Source organism: Proteus columbae, assembly GCF_002777965.1.
Classification (GTDB): domain Bacteria; phylum Pseudomonadota; class Gammaproteobacteria; order Enterobacterales; family Enterobacteriaceae; genus Proteus; species Proteus columbae.
In genome coordinates this window covers 194,455-212,913 of record NZ_NGVR01000032.1, presented here as the reverse complement: position 1 = coordinate 212,913, position 18,459 = coordinate 194,455, and the positions used below count along the sequence as shown (strand labels likewise).

General features: G+C 36.6%; 18 protein-coding genes. 10 read left to right on the top strand and 8 right to left on the bottom strand.

From position 1 onward, the window contains the following. Positions 1-183 precede the first annotated feature (183 nt). Both CBE70_RS17675 and hda read left to right on the top strand, forming a co-directional pair. Positions 184-1,389 (top strand): mechanosensitive ion channel family protein, encoded by a 1,206-nt coding sequence (locus CBE70_RS17675; protein WP_100160357.1) that lies wholly within the window; start codon positions 184-186, stop codon positions 1,387-1,389. Between the two features lie 222 nt (positions 1,390-1,611). Beyond that, the gene (gene hda / locus CBE70_RS17670; protein ID WP_006533048.1) at positions 1,612-2,319 is read left to right on the top strand and encodes a DnaA inactivator Hda; all 708 of its coding nucleotides are present in this window, start codon (positions 1,612-1,614) and stop codon (positions 2,317-2,319) included. Positions 2,320-2,537: 218 nt separating this feature from the next. On the opposite strand, the gene CBE70_RS17665 is transcribed toward hda, so the two are convergent. From CBE70_RS17665 to bepA, 3 genes are all read right to left on the bottom strand, one after another. Further along, positions 2,538-3,788 (bottom strand): MFS transporter, encoded by a 1,251-nt coding sequence (locus CBE70_RS17665; protein WP_100160356.1) that lies wholly within the window; start codon positions 3,786-3,788, stop codon positions 2,538-2,540. Between the two features lie 693 nt (positions 3,789-4,481). Continuing rightward, a complete protein-coding gene (arsC, locus tag CBE70_RS17660) occupies positions 4,482-4,838 on the bottom strand; it encodes an arsenate reductase (glutaredoxin) (protein ID WP_100160355.1) in 357 nt (118 codons plus the stop codon). Between the two features lie 9 nt (positions 4,839-4,847). Further along, positions 4,848-6,320, bottom strand: a complete 1,473-nt coding sequence (bepA, locus tag CBE70_RS17655; RefSeq protein WP_100160354.1) for a beta-barrel assembly-enhancing protease — start codon at positions 6,318-6,320, stop codon at positions 4,848-4,850. Positions 6,321-6,474: 154 nt separating this feature from the next. On the opposite strand from bepA, the gene CBE70_RS17650 reads away from it, so the two are divergent. Beyond that, positions 6,475-7,551, top strand: coding sequence for an AI-2E family transporter (locus tag CBE70_RS17650; protein ID WP_100160353.1), 1,077 nt, complete (start codon positions 6,475-6,477; stop codon positions 7,549-7,551). Between the two features lie 86 nt (positions 7,552-7,637). On the opposite strand, the gene bcp is transcribed toward CBE70_RS17650, so the two are convergent. Next, entirely contained in the window at positions 7,638-8,108 is a 471-nt protein-coding gene (gene bcp / locus CBE70_RS17645) for a thioredoxin-dependent thiol peroxidase (RefSeq protein ID WP_088495299.1), read from the bottom strand. A gap of 18 nt (positions 8,109-8,126) precedes the next feature. Beyond that, on the bottom strand, positions 8,127-8,684 hold the full coding sequence (locus tag CBE70_RS17640; protein ID WP_088495300.1) for a glycine cleavage system transcriptional repressor: 558 nt from the start codon (positions 8,682-8,684) through the stop codon (positions 8,127-8,129). Positions 8,685-8,899: 215 nt separating this feature from the next. On the opposite strand from CBE70_RS17640, the gene dapA reads away from it, so the two are divergent. The 4 genes from dapA (at position 8,900) to purC (ending at position 12,977) form a co-directional block, all read left to right on the top strand. Then, positions 8,900-9,799, top strand: coding sequence for a 4-hydroxy-tetrahydrodipicolinate synthase (gene dapA, locus CBE70_RS17635; RefSeq protein ID WP_100160352.1), 900 nt, complete (start codon positions 8,900-8,902; stop codon positions 9,797-9,799). Positions 9,800-9,815: 16 nt separating this feature from the next. Continuing rightward, a complete protein-coding gene (gene bamC, locus CBE70_RS17630) occupies positions 9,816-10,862 on the top strand; it encodes an outer membrane protein assembly factor BamC (RefSeq protein ID WP_100160351.1) in 1,047 nt (348 codons plus the stop codon). A 287-nt stretch (positions 10,863-11,149) separates the two neighbouring features. Continuing rightward, positions 11,150-11,740, top strand: coding sequence for a phosphatase PAP2 family protein (locus tag CBE70_RS17625; protein WP_023581905.1), 591 nt, complete (start codon positions 11,150-11,152; stop codon positions 11,738-11,740). 523 nt (positions 11,741-12,263) lie between these two features. Then, a complete protein-coding gene (gene purC / locus CBE70_RS17620) occupies positions 12,264-12,977 on the top strand; it encodes a phosphoribosylaminoimidazolesuccinocarboxamide synthase (RefSeq protein ID WP_088495303.1) in 714 nt (237 codons plus the stop codon). A gap of 164 nt (positions 12,978-13,141) precedes the next feature. On the opposite strand, the gene CBE70_RS17615 is transcribed toward purC, so the two are convergent. After that, positions 13,142-13,753, bottom strand: coding sequence for a glutathione S-transferase family protein (locus CBE70_RS17615; RefSeq protein ID WP_100160350.1), 612 nt, complete (start codon positions 13,751-13,753; stop codon positions 13,142-13,144). Positions 13,754-13,859: 106 nt separating this feature from the next. Continuing rightward, positions 13,860-14,558 carry a helix-turn-helix transcriptional regulator gene (locus CBE70_RS17610; RefSeq protein WP_100160349.1) on the bottom strand — a complete coding sequence of 233 codons (699 nt, stop codon included), beginning with the start codon at positions 14,556-14,558 and terminating at the stop codon, positions 13,860-13,862. 268 nt (positions 14,559-14,826) lie between these two features. Here CBE70_RS17610 and ypfJ point away from each other — a divergent pair, with 268 nt between their 5' ends. The 3 genes from ypfJ (at position 14,827) to CBE70_RS17595 (ending at position 18,276) form a co-directional block, all read left to right on the top strand. Continuing rightward, on the top strand, positions 14,827-15,711 hold the full coding sequence (gene ypfJ / locus CBE70_RS17605; RefSeq protein WP_100160348.1) for a KPN_02809 family neutral zinc metallopeptidase: 885 nt from the start codon (positions 14,827-14,829) through the stop codon (positions 15,709-15,711). A gap of 61 nt (positions 15,712-15,772) precedes the next feature. Further along, a complete protein-coding gene (locus CBE70_RS17600) occupies positions 15,773-16,225 on the top strand; it encodes a DUF441 domain-containing protein (protein ID WP_006533030.1) in 453 nt (150 codons plus the stop codon). 2 nt (positions 16,226-16,227) lie between these two features. Continuing rightward, on the top strand, positions 16,228-18,276 hold the full coding sequence (locus CBE70_RS17595; RefSeq protein WP_100160347.1) for a tRNA(Met) cytidine acetyltransferase TmcA: 2,049 nt from the start codon (positions 16,228-16,230) through the stop codon (positions 18,274-18,276). On the opposite strand, the gene CBE70_RS17590 is transcribed toward CBE70_RS17595, so the two are convergent. Further along, the gene (locus tag CBE70_RS17590; RefSeq protein WP_036936107.1) at positions 18,239-18,448 is read right to left on the bottom strand and encodes a YpfN family protein; all 210 of its coding nucleotides are present in this window, start codon (positions 18,446-18,448) and stop codon (positions 18,239-18,241) included. The two genes, CBE70_RS17595 and CBE70_RS17590, sit on opposite strands and share 38 nt — an antisense overlap. Positions 18,449-18,459 lie beyond the last annotated feature (11 nt).

Here is an 18,459-nt window from a genome sequence, read left to right as displayed (position 1 = left end):
GATTTTCGATATTTTAAGTGTTTAAAACTTAGAAAAGTATAATTAATTAAATCATGATGTTTATTTAAATAAAATAAATGAGACAATAGGTGTCTGTTCTTATGCGAAATAGGCATTTTATCTGTTATTTAGGTGATATTCGTTTTAAGGTTGGGATGTTTCAAAAAAGGTATAACGTAATTTATGGAAAGGCTGATTGAAATTTATGATTTCATTACATCAAAGCAGATTTTTACCACAATATTTTTAGTTATTGTGTTGCTGGTGGTGTGGTTTCTCGCCAAAATGATTTTCCGCCGAATAGCAAAGCGTTTACTTTTTTTATTTACTGAGCTTTCAGATGAAGAAACCATAGAAGATATAGCTAAAAAGAGTGCATCTATTGTTGCAGTTACACTTGTTCTCTATATTAATCAGCTACTACCGTCTTTTTCAGCTGAAATGAATATTATCTTTGAGACGGTTGCTCGTGCCTTTATCATCATCAATATCGCCTCATTGCTTAATAACGTTCTTGATATTTTCAATATTAGGCACGCTAAAAAAGCGTGGCATCGGAATAATTCCATCAAAGGCTATATTGAGATTGCCAAAATTGTGGTCTGGATTATCTCTTTTATCCTGATCATTGCGTTATTTACTGAACAGTCACCACTTATTATTATCTCAAGCTTTGGTGCTATTGCTGCGGTGTTAATGTTTGTTTTTCAGCATACACTTATCTCTTTTGTTGCCAATATTCTTATCTCTAACGGAAAAGTATTAAAGCTTTATGATTGGATTGAATTACCCAGTAGTAATATTAGCGGTGAGGTTATTGATATCGCATTACATACGATCACTGTACGTAATTGGGATAATACAATTTCCCGTATTCCAACCAAGGATTTTTTGACCGAAAAATATACTAACTGGCAGCCGATGTTTTCATCGGGAGGGCGTCGAATTAAACGTAGTTTTTATATTGACCAATCTTCGATTTCATTTGCAACGCAAGAGTTAATATTAGAATTAAAAAATACAGCGCCGCTTCGTAAAAGCATAGAAACGATGCTTGAAGGAAAAGAAGAAGAGATTGGCGATATTAATGAGTGGTTAGAAACAAAAGGAGTGACTAACTTACAGTTATTCCGTAAGTACATGTTAAACTGGATAAAAATGCGTGGCGATGTTCGACCTGATATGTATTTGGTGATCAGAACAATGCCACCTACACCGATGGGACTGCCTGTAGAGTTATATTGTTTTACTCGTGCAACCACTTGGGTTGAATATGAAGAAACTCAATCTGAAATTTTTGAGTATATAAATGCATCAGCCAAATATTTTAAGCTCGATATTTATCAGCAACCTTCCGGTAATGATGTTGCGAAATTAAATTTCAGATAATAAAGTGAAACAAATTAGCACGGAATGTTTTTTGATTTTGCTTTAAATAATTCGAGGAACAGCCAAGCAACAATTCAATAAGGCGCTTGAAGTTCATAAAATAGACTTATTTGGGTGATCTTGCTGTTATCTTAACCTGTGTCATGTGCTTTTTTAATATTGGTTCTGACCTTGTGAGAATTTGTGTTAGAATCACCACGTTTATTAAACTATTCAGGTGAGGTGCTTCTGAATACGCCGTCACAGCTATCATTACCACTATCTCTGCCCGATGATGAGACATTCGATAGCTTTTATGCAGGGGAAAACGCGTCGTTAGTCGCGGCAATTCGAACCGCCATTCATCAATCTCATGGCAGTTATATCTATTTCTGGTCCCGTGACGGAGGTGGAAAGAGCCATTTATTACATGCCGCTTGTGCTGAGCTTTCATTAAAAGGTGATGCTGTTGGGTATGTTCCCCTTGATAAACGTGCCTATTTTGTTCCCGATGTTCTTGAAGGCATGGAACATTTATCCTTAGTTTGTATTGATAATGTTCAGTGTATTGCTGGTGATGAGGAGTGGGAACTCGCCTTATTTAACCTTTATAACCGTGTTTTAGAGCATGGACGAACCTGTTTATTAATTACAGGTGATAGACCGCCTCGCCAAATAGAGCTACAACTTCCTGATTTAGCTTCTCGCCTTGATTGGGGACAAATCTATCGTTTGCAACCTTTAAGTGACGAAGAAAAAATTCAAGCACTGCAATTAAGAGCAAAACTTCGAGGGTTTGAATTACCTGAAGATGTTGGTCGTTTTGTATTAAAACGGTTAGATAGAAAAATGCGCACCTTATTTGAAATGCTCGATGAACTTGATCACGCTTCTATTGTTGCTCAACGTAAACTGACCATCCCATTTGTGAAAGATATACTCAAACTTTAAATAGCCTCACTCATCTCGTTAGGTGAGGCGAATAATCTAAATCCTACCTCTCTTTTCCAAATTTAATTCCCATTGAAGGCAACAATTTTTTGCTATTTATTAACGGTGAATTTTCTATTTTTATCTTTTCTAATAAAAACACGAGATAAAAAAACCGCTTGTCTTTATACAAGGCAAGCGGTGAGAGACACAAACAATAAAGGAGGAGGGGTAAATAATTAGTTTGCTTCTACTACTTTGGCTTTCTTCTGAGGAACTAGTAAGAAAATCAGATAAAGTGCAGTGATTGCCACTGTGTAGCCAGTGAAGATTAACCAGAATGATTTCCAATCAACCGCACCATTAGTGGTATATAAATCAATGACCCAACCACTTAACATTGCACCTAAATAAGTACCAAAACCGTTCACTAAGGTCATAAACATACCTTGTGCTGTTGAACGATATTGTAATGGGATCTCTTTTTCTAAGAACAGTGAACCAGAGATATTAAAGAAGTCGAACGCACAACCATACACAATCATTGATAACAATAAGACGATTTGACCTAATGATGTGTAGTCACCGTAGGCAAAGAAGCCGAAACGTAAGATCCAAGCAACCATACTGAATAAAACGATAGTTTCAATTCTTACGCGTTTTAATAACAGTGGTAGAAACAGAATAAATACGACTTCTGAAATCTGTGAAATAGATAAGAACACAGAAGGATAACGTGCAAAGAATGAATCATCTGCATTTGGAGATTGTGCAATATCTTGCAGGAATGGCACACCAAAGGTATTCGTAATTTGAAGTACAGATCCTAACAGTGTTGCGAAGAATAAGAAAACAACGACATTTTTCTTTTTAAATACTTGCAAGATATTAGTGATACTAAATGCCACTTCTTCGGTTTTAGTTTCGTTTTTGTCAGCGGCTTTAGTTGCAGGTAAGAACATTGCAAATACAGCTAAAACAATAGAAGCGATTGCCGCAACGAAGAGCTGGTGATAGCTATTACCTAAACCTAAGAAACTAATAACCCACATGGCTGCAATAAAACCAACAGTGCCGTAAACACGAATTTTAGGGAAGTAGTTATTAGGTTCTAAATGTTTTTGTTCTAACAGTTCGAAAATGATGCTGTTTGCCATTGAGATACTTGGCATAAAGAACAGTAAATGTAATAAAGTTGCAAAAAATAGCGTAGTTACTGTCGTCATTTGCGACATTAACACTAATGCTAATGCAGAAAAAATATGCAGAGTAATAAACACTAATTTGCGGTTGTTTATTTTATCTGCAATAAATCCCATGATGACGGGTGCGATAAGTGAGGCAAGTCCAAGAGCACTGAAAATAAGCCCAACATCACTACCTTTAAAATGCAGTTCTCCAAAGAGATACGAGGCGAATGTTACAAGCCAAGATCCCCATATAAAGAACTGGAGGAATGAGACAAGTTTTAATCTAAGTACGATATTCATCTGTTTTCCTATTAGCCTAGCAATCACCCGACACCAATAATGGTGATTGGTTAGTTTTAATTGCCCATAATGTTGGCTATAACGTTGTTTATTTCATATACATCTACAACTTCGTTTTACACTGATTAATTGTTATCAAGTTAAAAAACAACAATAAAAGAAGAGGTAGAGTAAATAACAAATTGAAAGCTTATTGCTGTGTTGCAGTATTATTTTAAATATGTATTTTTTGTTAATTTCTTTCTTGGATGATAATGAAAAAATATTTTGGCGAGAATTTATTGTTTATCAATTCTGCTATCATATTTTCTGATGCCCATGATATGTAGGAATGCATTTGTGTAAAGAGACTTGAGTCACAATATAAATGAAACACATGATTATTTTTTTCTTATCATTGTGAGTTTATACGGTGTAGTGTGATCTTGATAAAAGTTTTCAAAAATGGCGATTTCTTACTCATAAAAAATATGAAATTGAGATGAAAAATTTTGAAAGCATAAAGCGATTATTTTTTTTCTATTGTGGAAATAAGAAACACTTTGCTAATTGTAATTTTTACAATTTAATAACATTCAATGATTTGTTTCTTAATTGAGAAAAGAGAGTAAACAGTTGCGGGATTAATAATGAAGTAAATAGAGAGGAGCCCATATATGTAAGAACATAAATATGGGCTTTAAATTTTGAAGATTAATTAAACAGTTCTTTCACTTGCTCTGGTGGACGGCCTAAACGGGCTTTATTACCTACAACCACAATAGGGCGTTCAATAAGTTTAGGGTTATCATGCATTGCTTGAATTAATGCATCTTGTGATGTTTCATCAGCCAGTTTTAGCGTTTTATAAATTTCTTCTTTTGTACGCATTAACTCTCTTGCATCATTAAAACCTAATGCTTTGAGCAGTGTTTTAAGCTCTGTTACTGAAGGGGCTGTATCTAGATAGTGAATAACATTAGGCGTTATTTGCATTTCTTCTAGTAAATGTAAGGTTTCACGGCTTTTTGAACAGCGTGGATTATGATAAATCGTCACTTTCTTGGTCATGGTTATCCCTTATTTAAATTGGCTGTCTCTTTGCTGAATTTTTCTTAATTGGTCTATACGAGCATCAAAGCGAGCTTGATCATTGCTACCCAGTTTAACTTGTCTGCTTGCATCACCTAAGTAACGGATCGCTGTTTCAAAGTCACCTCTGAGTGCTAAATCTTCCGCATAAGCGGCTAATTCATGGGCTCTATCACCTTGTTTGGCTGAATTTTCTGCCATTAATTGCCAGCCAATAGGATCGTTTGGGTTATCAAAGGTATAACGATACAGTAGGCGGTTAGCTTCGTTATATTGCTTATTATGCATGTATGAGTTAGCTAAGTTGGCAATAAGGACATTGTTATTGGGTCTTTGTTTCAATGCCAGTTGTAATCTTGCGACCGCATCACCAGCACGGTTTTGTTCTAAATCGATATCTGTCATGGCATCAATAAGCCAAATATTGTTCGGTTCTTTTTCTAACATCGGAGTGATCAATTTTCTTGCGTCATCAAATTTGCGATCACGAGAATAGATCAGTATTAGCGCATAATTTGCGGCTGACCTTTCAAGTGCAGTACCTTGCTTAAACTGATCAAGTATCGTTTGTAATGCATTCTCTGATGTTGGATTTTTCGTCAGCATGGTTAATACACGCATTTTAGCAAACAGAAAGTCGGCTGATTGCGGAACTTGGCGAGCAGGAAATTGACTTGCTCGGCTTCTTGCATCGGATAAACGGCTATCAGGTAAAGGGTGCGTTAATAACATTTCAGGCGGTTTAGAGCTGTATCGTACCTGATCAGCAAGAATTTGCATAAAGTCGGGCATCCCTTTGGGATCAAATCCTGCACGATAAAGTGTTTGTATTCCGATACGGTCTGCTTCTTGCTCGTTCATTTGCGTGAATGTGATCATATTTTGCTGCATACCCGCCATACTTCCCGTAAAGGTTGCAAGACCTGCATTTGGGTTTGCCATAAAGATCAAAATAGAACCTAATACACCGGCAAGAGCAAGAGGCGTTGTTTTAGCCTGATCTTCAAGCATTCTCGCTAGGTGTCGTTGAGTAACGTGTGTAATTTCGTGAGCCATAACAGAGGCTAATTCGCTCTCTGTTTGGCTATATCGAAAGAGGGCAGAATGCAAAACAATGTTTCCCCCAAAATAAGCAAAGGCGTTAATATTGGGGTTGTTAACTAAATAGAAGTGAAACGGGGTTTTAACTGAGCTGGCGTTAGAAACGAGTTTTTGTCCTAAATTATTAATATAGTTAGAAAGTAATGGATCAAAAACTAAAGGTGCACTATTTCGCAGTTGGCGAGTATAGTAATCACCCATAGCGATTTCTTGATTGATGCTTAATGTTGAACCTGCGGTAGTTCCCATATCAGGTAAAGAGTCTTCAATATCAATCGCAGCGTGCGCTGGCACTACTGATGTTGATAGCAACGCAGAAACAAGAAGCGCGACTAAGGGTTTTTTAAGTCTGAGTTTCATACAACTGTATCCTGATGGCTATCTTAACGAATAATTAATAATTAATGATGTATGATAGCAAAACCTAACGTAAAATCTGTCAAAAGATTATTGCTTATGTAAATGAATACATATAGCTCTATTGTTCTGATTATTATAAAGGATCTTTATTTTCATGCTGGACTTGCTTGTTCAATGGTACAAACGCCGATTTGCTGATCCACAAGTTATCGCCCTTGTGGTCATTTTGATTGCCGGCTTTTCAATTCTGTATTTTTTCAGTGGCATACTTGCTCCTTTATTGGTGGCAATTGTGCTTGCTTATCTTTTAGAGTGGCCAACTCATTTACTTGAAAAATTAGGATGTGCCCGTATATGGGCTGTATCGATAATTCTGACACTCTTTATCGGTATTAGTGCCATTGTTATTTTGATTTTAGCGCCAACTGTGTGGCAGCAGGGGATGACACTGATTTCAGATATCCCAAATATGATCAATAAGTTCAATGAATTTGCACATGAATTACCCGATCGTTTCCCTGCATTAATGGATGCAGGCATCGTTGATATGATGGCAGAGAACTTACGCAGCAAGTTCTCAACGGTGGCTGAATCTGTATTAAAAGTGTCTTTAGCTTCGTTAATCGGAATTATTACACTGTCGATTTATCTTATTCTTGTTCCTTTAATGACGTTCTTCTTACTTAAAGATAAGCAACAGATGCTTAATGCAGTTCGTCGTGTTTTACCGAAAAACAGAATATTGGCAGCACAAGTTTGGATTGAAGTTAACCAGCAAATTACCAATTACATTCGCGGTAAAGTAACTGAAATGATAATTGTGGGTGTTTTCACTTATTTTGTATTTGCTTTCTTTGACTTACGCTACTCTGTATTACTTGCTGTTATCGTCGGTGTTTCTGTTTTAGTTCCTTATGTTGGTGCTGTTTTAGCAACTATTCCAGTTATCGTGATTGCATTATCACAGTGGGGATTAGGCTCTGATTTTTGGGCATTATTTATCGCTTATCTTGTTGTTCAGGGATTAGATAGTAATTTATTAGTGCCAATTTTGTATTCTGAAGCTGTAAATATGCACCCTTTAGTCATTATATTATCAGTGATTATATTCGGTGGAATGTGGGGGTTTTGGGGCGTTTTCTTTGCTATTCCATTAGCAACGCTGATCAAAGCAGTATTGCATGCATTACCCGATGAAATTGCGAATGAGCAACATATAAAGAAAAGCTAAGCACAGCATTGAATGCATTAATAAAAAGATAGATAAAAAAACAGACAGTTTAAGCTGTCTGTTATCTTATCAATTCAAAGTATTTATTATGGATGCTGAGCGAGATATTCGAGAACGACTTGATGGTGATTACTGGTTTTAAAGTTATCAAATACGTGTTCGATAACACCATTCTTATCAATTAAAAATGTTGTACGATGAATACCATCGTAAGTTTTTCCCATAAATTGCTTTTCTCCCCAGATACCAAACTCTTCTGCGATCTTATGATCTTCATCTGAAAGCAACGTGAAATTTAACATCTCTTTTTCAGCGAAACGGGAAAGTTTTTCTGATTTATCTGTGCTGATACCTAATACTTCAACTTTGGCTTTTTTTAGTGCATCCATTTCATCACGTAAGCCACAAGCTTGCGTTGTACAACCAGGTGTCATTGCTTTAGGGTAAAAATAAACGAGCACACGTTGGCCTGCGAAATCAGATAAATTAATTGTTTCTCCATCTTGGTCGGGCAGACTGAATTGAGGCGCCTTTTCACCGGCTTTTAATGGGTTCATTAGGTCATTCTCCATTTTTTACTGTTTCATCATCAGACTATTTACGATACTTATTGTGCCTTGAGCATTCAGCTCTGTACATAATTGATTAAATTTCTCATTAATAACAATACCATGATCATCTAATGGATTATGCGCCGTAATTTGTATTTCTAAACGGGCAGGTGAGCCATCTTCTGATGGATGTGTTTTAGATATTAATTCAGCAAGATTAAAATTATGTTGGCTAAATAGATTAGTAAAGCGTTCTACAATACCGGGTGCATCTTCAATATCAACTTTCGCTGCGATTGTTGAAGGATAGGTAATTGGTGCACCATTGGTGGTTCTTTTCATTACGGTCAATAAATCCAGTTCCGCACTTTTAATGGGCAACAACGCTTCTAATTGTGCAATAGCGTTCCAGCCACCTGAAAGTAGCATGATAAACGTAAACTCTTGACCAAACATCGCAAGTCGGCTGTCCTCGATATTACATCCACATTGGCTGACTAATTGTGTAATGGTATCAACAATACCAGGACGGTCAGCACCTAATGCAGTAATGACGAGAAAATGTTTATCAGGTATGGGCAAAATAAGGTTCCTTTTGACTTTCAGTTTATTCTTAACAGGTAAACACAAATTTCGATTTCTGCCAAGATCCCTTGCTCACTATCTTCAATTATTATATCTCTTTAATTCATATCAAAGAATATTAGCAAATTTCATTAGAAACCTAGAGTTAAGTAGTTTTCAATAGAGCAATGAATGAGTACCATTGAGTATACGTCTATCTCGGAGCAATGATTATGGTGAATAACGAATTTAATTTTACAGGCAGTATGGTGGCATTGGTTACACCAATGGACGCAAAAGGCAATGTTGACCGGGTTAGTTTACGTAAATTAGTTGACTATCATGTTAATGCAGGCAGTGCCGCAATTGTTTCTGTCGGCACAACAGGAGAATCTGCAACATTAAGTCATGACGAGCATGTTGATGTTGTTTTAATGACATTAGATATGGCGGATGGGCGTATTCCTGTCATTGCTGGTACGGGTGCTAATGCAACATCTGAAGCCGTCTGGTTTACACAACAGTTTGAAAATAAAGGTATTGCAGGTTGTTTGAGTGTAACGCCATATTATAATAAACCTTCACAAGAAGGATTATATCAGCACTTTAAAGCGATTTCTGAAAGCACCGAATTACCACAAATCCTGTATAATGTACCGGGTCGTACTGGGTGTGATTTATTGCCTGTAACAGTTGCACGTTTAGCCAAGTTGGATAATATTGTGGCAATTAAAGAGGCGACAGGGAACTTAAGTCGTGTTAGTCAAATCCAAGAATTGGTTAATGATGATAGTTTTATCTTATTAAGTGGCGATGACGCATCTTCATTAGACTTTATGCAACTTGGCGGTCATGGTGTTATTTCGGTTACTGCTAACGTTGCTGCGTCAGAGATGGTAGAATTATGTCAATTAGCAAATGCGGGTGAGTTTGCGAAAGCGCGTGAACTTAATCGACGTCTGATGGACTTACATCATCAGTTATTTGTTGAACCTAATCCAATCCCAGCTAAATGGGCGTGTCAACGTATTGGATTGATTGAAGACGCCACATTGCGCTTACCTATGACTCCGTTGACATCATCAGGTCAGCAAATTGTTGAGAAAGCGCTGTTAACAGCGGGAATACTGTAAAACTTAGGGAATTTTAATGGCAACACTATTGCATAAATCAAAGATTATGAAAGTCGCGGGTCTGTCGCTGGTGGTTTTACTGGCAGCCTGTTCAAGTGATCAGCGCTATAAACGTCAGGTCAGTGGTGATGAGTCTTATTTAGAGACAGCAGGGCTAAAGAATTTAGCGATTCCGGCGGGTATGGTGTTGCCTTTGCAAAATGGGGAATATGACATTCCAACCCCTAAAAAAACTGAACCTGTTGGTTTAGCGCTTGATATTCGTCCACCAACTCAAGCACTGAATTTGTTAAGTGGTTCACGCAGTGAAAATAATGCAGATAACAGCCGTTTGCTATTACCAAACTCACCTGAAAATACAACACTGTATGAGCAAGTTAGCTCTATCTTAAAAGAGAAAGGTGTTGCGATTGTTAAAAGTGATGCTGGACAAAAAGAGATCCATACCGATTGGATCACATGGTTACGTGCTGATGAAAACGTACCTTTCCAAACACGTCAGCGTTTAGTCATTGCTCAGTCAGGTAATGTTATTTCGCTAACAGTAACTAACGAAGGTTTACGCCAAGGCGAAACTGAAGTAACTGATCCGGCTGAAGTGAAGCGTTATAATATTTTAATGCTTAACGAATTGGTTGATGGCTTAAATCGTATGCGTAATTTAAGCGAAAATACGGCAAGTAGTAGCTTACAAGGTATTATCGATGTCCAAAGTGGCAGTGATAATGCAGGTCTTCCAGTGATTATCGTTCGTGCACCATTTGATGTGGTTTGGGATAGATTACCTATCGCATTAGAAAGTGTTGGTATGAAGATGGGCGATCGCACACGTTCTAAAGGTTCAATCGAAGTAACCTATAAAGGCATGAGCAGTGCAAACTGGAGTGCATTAGGTGTTGATAGACCAACTGTTGAAGAAGCTGATTATAAATTACAAGTCGGCGATTTAAATAACCGCAGTAGTTTACAATTTATCAGTGATAAAGGTAAACCATTAACACAATCACAAAATGATCAAATGGTTGCCGCACTGAAAGCAGCTTTTAGTAAGCCTGTTAAATAAGCCTTATTCTTTAAAACTATGGAAAGCCGCACAATAAATGTTGTGCGGCTTTTTTTATGATCTTAACTAAATAGTATTAATCTAAATTGAAATTTATTTATAAAAATACATTGGAGCTATCAGATTAAACGTCCTTAATTGAATGTTCTTTTAATGATAGGGTTTAATTTAATTTTATTAATAATATTAATCTTAATGCAATACACTTAAATTTATGCAATATTGCGTCAATTCTTTTTCTTAAATAAAAATAACAAAGCATTCTCTGACTATATGAAGGAGTATTTATGAGTGCAGGTGATATGATTATTCACTTGATATTAAGTGGGATACTCATTGTAGGTGTTTATCAGTTTTATTTTTTTACTCAACGATATACATTGAGAGAAGTGAAAATTATTAATTCACCGATTGATGAAAAAATTCCTTTCTGGCCATGGTGGTCATGGATCTATAGCTTTTTATATTATCCTGCAATTTTATATCTCAATTGGATCATTCAAGACTCCAGACAATTCATTATGATTGTTTTTAGTTATATTGTTTTGTTAGTCATGCAAATGTTTTTCTTTGTTGTGTTCCCTGTTGCAACCCCAGCACATTGGCGCACCTTAAACCCAGGAAAAACAGCATCAGAGAAATTTCTAAAGTTTGTTCAGTATTTTGATGACTCCTCAAACTGCTTCCCAAGTATGCACGTTTCCGTTGCAACACTCACTGCCTGTCTTGCTTATGCAACTTTAGGACCATGGGTTTTCTTATTCCCACTATTTATTGCATTATCTTGCATGTTTACGAAACAACATTACTTAATTGATTTACCTGCTGGCGCTTTATTAGGCTGGTTTGCTTATGAGATCTACTGTTTTATTATTTAATTAAGCATTATGTTATTAATAGATAACATGAGGTTTTTTAATATAAAAATAGATAAGAGATAAATCATTAGAACTTGTTGATGCTAATATTGATAACCAGATTTATTTTCAATAAAAAGAAATTAATCTGGTTTTTTATTATTGATTACTCAAAATAAATGTAATCTTAAACAGATCTAATGTTTATTAATAATATCATCTGAAAATAGAAATAATGAAGTGATATAATCTATAATTATTCTTATTCTGACTTTTTATGTTTTATATATCCTAAAATTTTTAACCCACTCTTTTCTCTAGTAATTATAATGTTGGCTATTAGTGTAATTACTTAATGGGATTAATTAAAATATGATTTCTAATCATGGTGTGGTTTTCAACAAAAAAACGTTGTGGTCAGTGCGTTGTCGATGAGATTTTTTAGTGATAGTACTCACGTTTTAAAAGCTTTTTTATCTAATCTAGAGTAGAGTATGGGAAGCAAATTTCTTGTTAAACCTATCACATCTTTGGAGTGTGTCAGATGCAGAAAAAAGCTGAGTTGTATCGTGGAAAAGCCAAAACGGTCTATGCCACTGAATCTTCTGATTTTCTTATCCTTGAATTCAGAAATGATACATCAGCGTTAGATGGCCAACGTATTGAACAGTTTGATCGTAAGGGAATGGTAAATAACAAATTTAACCATTTCATTATGAATAAACTGGAAGAAGCGGGTATCCCAACGCAGATGGAACGTTTGCTTTCTGATAATGAAGTGCTAGTAAAAAAACTCGATATGGTACCTGTTGAATGTGTTATTCGTAATCGTGCAGCGGGATCATTAGTCAAACGTTTAGGTATCGAAGAAGGTACACTTTTAAATCCACCAATCTTTGATTTATTCTTAAAAGATGATGCTCGTCATGATCCTATGGTCAATGAATCTTACTGTGAAACCTTTGGTTGGGTGTCTAAAGAAAACCTCGCAGAAATGAAACGTTTGAGCTATAAAGCAAACGATGTCCTTAGCGAACTCTTTGATAAAGCAGGACTTATTTTAGTCGATTTTAAACTTGAGTTTGGTCTATTTCATGGCAAAGTTGTATTAGGTGATGAATTCTCGCCTGATGGAAGCCGCCTATGGGATAAAAATACCTTAGATAAAATGGATAAAGACCGATTCCGTCAAAGCTTAGGCGGATTAATTGAAGCATACGAAGAAGTTGCACGTCGAATCGGTGTTTCTTTAGACTAAATACGCAAACGATTACGTCAAGTTAAATAAGATGTAATTAGAAAAGGTCAGCTTAAAAGCTGACCTTTTGTTTTAAATATCGTGTTTTAAATAGAATGTATTAAAGACATAATTAAGCAGCTATGCAGATAGCTTGATTGAATTACGTTTAATAATAAGAAAATTTATCGTAATCCTAAGCTCTGTAATAATTGTTTAATCTCATTATTAAGCGCAAGGTTATCAATATATTGATTAATCAGTGGTGTAGGCTGGATAAGCGCATACTTGCACAAAAATATAAGGAAATAACCCACATAAACATCAACGGCAGTCAGGTTTTTACCACAAAGATAAGGTTTGGCGCTGGCTAAGCCTGTTTCTAAGCAATGAAAAGTACGTTCAAAAGAACCAAAGCCAGATGATTTTTGTTGTTCTTCATTAAGTTCAATACCTAGCTCTTTCACCGTAAATGCAGATTCAATAGGACCAGCAGTAAAAAAGAACCAACGATAATAAGCCGCACGCTCTGGTGAATTAAGGGCAGGAGCAAATCCTTTTTCAATAAACTTATCGGCTAAATAAGCACAAATTGCCGCTGTCTCTGTAACGACGATTTCGCCATCAACTAATGCAGGAACTTTTGCCATCGGGTTAATAGCAAGATATTCAGGAGTACGCATTGGTTCGCCATATTCTAATTCAACACGCTGATAAGACACATCTAATATTTTTAAGAAAAGCTCTACAGTGTTACCGCGAGACATTGTATTAGTATAAAGAATAAGTTCACTCATAATGTTTCCTTACTGTGTTGATTAATATGATGTTGTTTAAGCTGAAACAGCTAAACTGATATAACTAAATAAAGAACAGCAAGGAAGATATTACGCAAACTGTGTGTCAATTTTTGTCAGGAGTCTCTTTCAAGATCTCTTTTTTCCAGCGTGATAATAAATAGCTCTTAGGGTAAGGCAAATTATCACTTAATACTTTATAAGAGATAATTCTATCGAGTCTAAAATGGCGATAGCTTTGGCGTAATTCACACCATGCCGCAATAACTTGGGAATCTTGAAAGTAACCCACAGCAATAGGCCAAATAATCCGAGTGCTTAATTGTTTTTGAGCATCTTTATAATCTATTTGGGCTTTTTTTTCTTCGCGTAAACTAAAGCGCATATCTTTAGCAATGGTATGATCAACTTCAATAATTCGGTTAATGGGAACAAATAATGTATTTTGTTCAAGCAATGTCTGATGCTGTGTTGCTACCACCGCATTGATTTTATTAATTGCTCGTAATGCAGAGTGACTTAACTCTTTATCTGTATTACTTTCTACCCAACGTAAACCCAAAATAAGTGCTTCAAGTTCATTAATATCAAAGGTTAATGGTGGCAGGAGTAAACCTGATTTTAGCTGATAACCTATGCCTGCCTCACCCGTGATTTCAGCACCTTGATTACGTAGAGATTCAATATCACGATAAATAGATCTGACACTAATTTGTAATTTATCTGCCAATACATCTGCCGTTATCGGATAGCGATTCTCTTTTAAAATCTGCAATAAAGTGAGTAAACGTTGAGTTCGAGTCATTAAATTATCTGTTTATGAGTGAAGAAAAAATACAAAGTCAATAAATAAGAATTCTATTATGAAATCGTTAAAAAAGCAGTTTTAATTCCTTTTGATGTTTATTTGTTCGTTGTGATAACGGGTGCTATTTTACTCTGATAGTCTCTATTATCTTGCTCTTAAAAAATAAGGAATAGAGATTGCAATTATTTGTTATTATCTCAAATCAAGTGATAAATTTGTTCATAATAAAGCTAAAGTCGTCTATTTAAACTGTGGGGGATAAGTTATGCGTTGGAATGATCGCCGAAGAAGTGACAATGTTGAAGATAGAAGAGGGCAATCTTCCCCCGCATCAGGTGGTGGCAATCTCCCATTAGGATTAATTGCACTTTTGTTACGCACTAAATATGGATTTGTGATTATTATTGTTTTAGTGATAGCCAGTTTTATGGGATTTGACTTTAACTCATTAACGGGTGAAACCGACCAATCGCCACAACGCAACGAACAACAAAGTGCCCTTTATAATGAAGCCGCAGACTTTAGTAGCGTCGTTTTAGCCAGTACAGAAGATTTTTGGCAAACGATTTTTGCACAAGCAGGCAAACAATACAGCTATCCTAAACTCGTTTTATATACCAATAGCACCACCACGCAATGCGGTACAGGTACGAAAATAATGGGGCCTTTTTATTGCCCTGCGGATAGAAAGATTTATCTAGATCTCTCTTTTTATAATGAAATGAAACATAGCCTAGGTGGTGGTGGTGAATTTGCTCAAGGTTATGTGATTTCACATGAAGTAGGGCACCATGTTCAGCATTTATTAGGTATCACTAATCAAATGCGTGAAAAACAACAAATGGCGCGTTCAAAAGCAGAGGCAAATCGTTTATCCGTAAAATTAGAGTTGCAAGCAGACTGCTTTGCTGGAATGTGGGGGCATTTTATTGCAGGTGAAGGTCGTATTGATGAAAGCGATTTATTAACTGCGATCAAAACGGCGCAAGCGATAGGTGATGACAAGTTACAAAAACAACAGCAAGGTTATGTGGTGCCTGATAGTTTTACACACGGCACAGCAGAACAGCGTAAGACTTGGTTTATGAGAGGCTATAACAGTGGCAGTATTAAGTCTTGTGATACATTTGCTTCTTCGTCTTTGAACTAATACCATTCGTCGGTAAATAAAAGATAATTAACGCTATAAAGAGAAAGGCTTAGGAACATACATGAGTAATGTTGATCCCTCACTATTAATTTTGCTGGTTCTCGCAGGACTTGGCATTATTAGTCATAATATGACTGTAACGTTAGCAATGCTTGCTTTGCTAGTGATTAAAATCACGCCTCTAAATCAATATTTTCCTGTTGTTGAAAAATATGGCATGACCATAGGGATCTTAATTTTGACTATTGGGGTAATGACACCCATTGCAACAGGGCGTATTTCAGGGCAAGAAGTTCTTAATTCATTTTTAAACTGGAAATCATTGCTCGCAATTGCAATAGGTATCGCGGTTTCTTGGTTAGGCGCACGTGGCGTTTCTCTAATGAATAACCAACCTTCAACGGTTGCTGGCTTATTAGTGGGAACTGTCATTGGTGTCGCACTTTTCCGAGGTGTACCTGTTGGGCCATTAATTGCAGCTGGTATTCTTTCATTGTTAATCGGTAAATCCTAGCTGTGCCATTTTCCTATTTACATCAATATCAGCAAAAATTAGCTCAATTAGGGCAACGCCAGTTACTGCTATTAGCGGGCGAACCTGCATGGCAAACGGCGCAAATCCAGCAAATTACTCAATTATGCCAAGGTGATTGGGTCACGATTTCTTCCAATCAACCCCATGCTATCTTGCCTGAACACGCTATTCGTCTATTAGGGCGAGAGTTTCTGCATGCGATTTTTGATGCTAATGAGGAATTTAACACTGATGCTTTAGCCATGCTAACGGGTACATTAAAAGCAGGTAGTGTATTGATTTTGTGCTTGCCTGATATTGAATATTGGGACAGTTATACCGATAAAGATAGCCAGCGGTGGAATGATGCTCAAGGTGTGCTTTCAACACCAAATTTTATGGCATGGCTAAAAAATATCACTTTAGGTGATGAGCAAGTAATTGTCTGGCAACAATCAACGCCATTTCAACTCCCTTCATTGGTTGAAAAAGCTAAACCTTGGGCGCTTCCACAAGGTAAACCAACCGCAGAGCAGCAAGTGATTTTAGATAATCTGCTCTTATCGACATCCGGTATTTGGAGTGTTATTGCACCAAGAGGCAGAGGAAAGTCAGCGCTGGCGGGAATGTTTATCGAGCAATATCAAGGAAATGTACTGGTATGTGCGCCGGCTAAAAATAGTACAGATGTTTTATCTTCACACACCAATAAAGCTATTTCATTTTACTCTCCTGATAATTTATTAGCGCTGTGTATAAATAACGAAATTCAAAGTGATTGGCTGATTATTGATGAGGCAGCTTCTCTGCCGATTGCACAACTAGAAGTGCTGTGTGGTTATTTTCCTAATGTCTTAATGACAACCACAGTACAAGGCTATGAAGGAACAGGGCGAGGTTTTATGCTGAAATTAGGAGACAACATTCCTAATTTGCATACCTATCAATTACAAACACCAATTCGTTGGGCTAAAGATTGTCCATTAGAAAACTGGCTTAATCAGTTGTTATTGCTTGATGAGCTTGAGTATGATTTTGAACATCAGCAACAAGGTGAAATCGATATTCAGCAGCTTCAAGGAAATTGGCATAATAGCATTTCACAACTACATGATTTTTATCAGTTGCTTACTAGTGCGCATTATCGAACAACGCCACTAGATCTACGACGTTTACTTGATGGTCAAAAACAGCGTTATTGGTCAGCGTCAATCAATAAAAAAATCGTGGGTGCAGTGTGGTGTATCGAAGAAGGGGGATTACCTTTCGAACTTGCTCACGATGTCTGGTTAGGTACTCGTAGGCCTAGAGGTAATCTGGTTGCTCAATCATTAGTAACTTATGGTTTAACACCAGATGCAATGTGTTTGAACTCATTGCGTATTAGCCGTATTGCTGTTTTACCTCAATATCGACGCCAAAAAATTGCCGCAACTTTAATTGCTAATATTGTAAAAGAGAGCCAAAAACAGGCTATTGATTATCTTTCGGTGAGCTTTGGTTATACTGAAGTGTTAGCACAGTTTTGGATGCAATGTGGTTTTCAAATAGTACGACTCGGGGTACATAAAGAGGCGAGCAGTGGATGTTACGCTGCAATGGCAATTTATCCACTAACAGAAAAAGGCGAACAGTTATTACGCTCGTCTTTACGCGCTTTTGCTATGCAATATCAGCAAATAGAACAGCAAACAAAGCTCTACTTAGCGGATAAATTAATACCAAGTTATATTGCTACACCACAAGACAACTGGTTAATGATGGCGGGTTTTGCATTTGCTCATCGCCCAGCACTTACTGTTTATGAGAGTGTTGCTAATTTTTTGGTAGGTTATGAGCAACACTATCCGTTACTAGTGGCTTTTTTTGTAGACAATAAGTCAGTCGAGCAGTGTGTGGCTGAGTTTTCTTTATCAGGAAAAAAAGTCTTAACTAAGCAATTAAGAGCACAATGTGCGCAATTAATGGCTGAAAAAGATGCTCAATTAACATCGCGTTATCAACAGTGGTTAGCTACTTATTCTCATCCTTCTTGTTTTGATTTTGTTTAGGCCAATCGTCTTCATCATCCCATTTATCATTAAAATCACGATGTGGAGGCAACTTTCTCTTATTTTTAAGAAATTGCTTGGGATCGATTTTGTTCATATCTTTAATAGCGTTAATAATAATTCCTACTAAAAGAATTAAAATTACCCACCAATAGTCAGCAAACCAGTGCATAAATAAGCCTT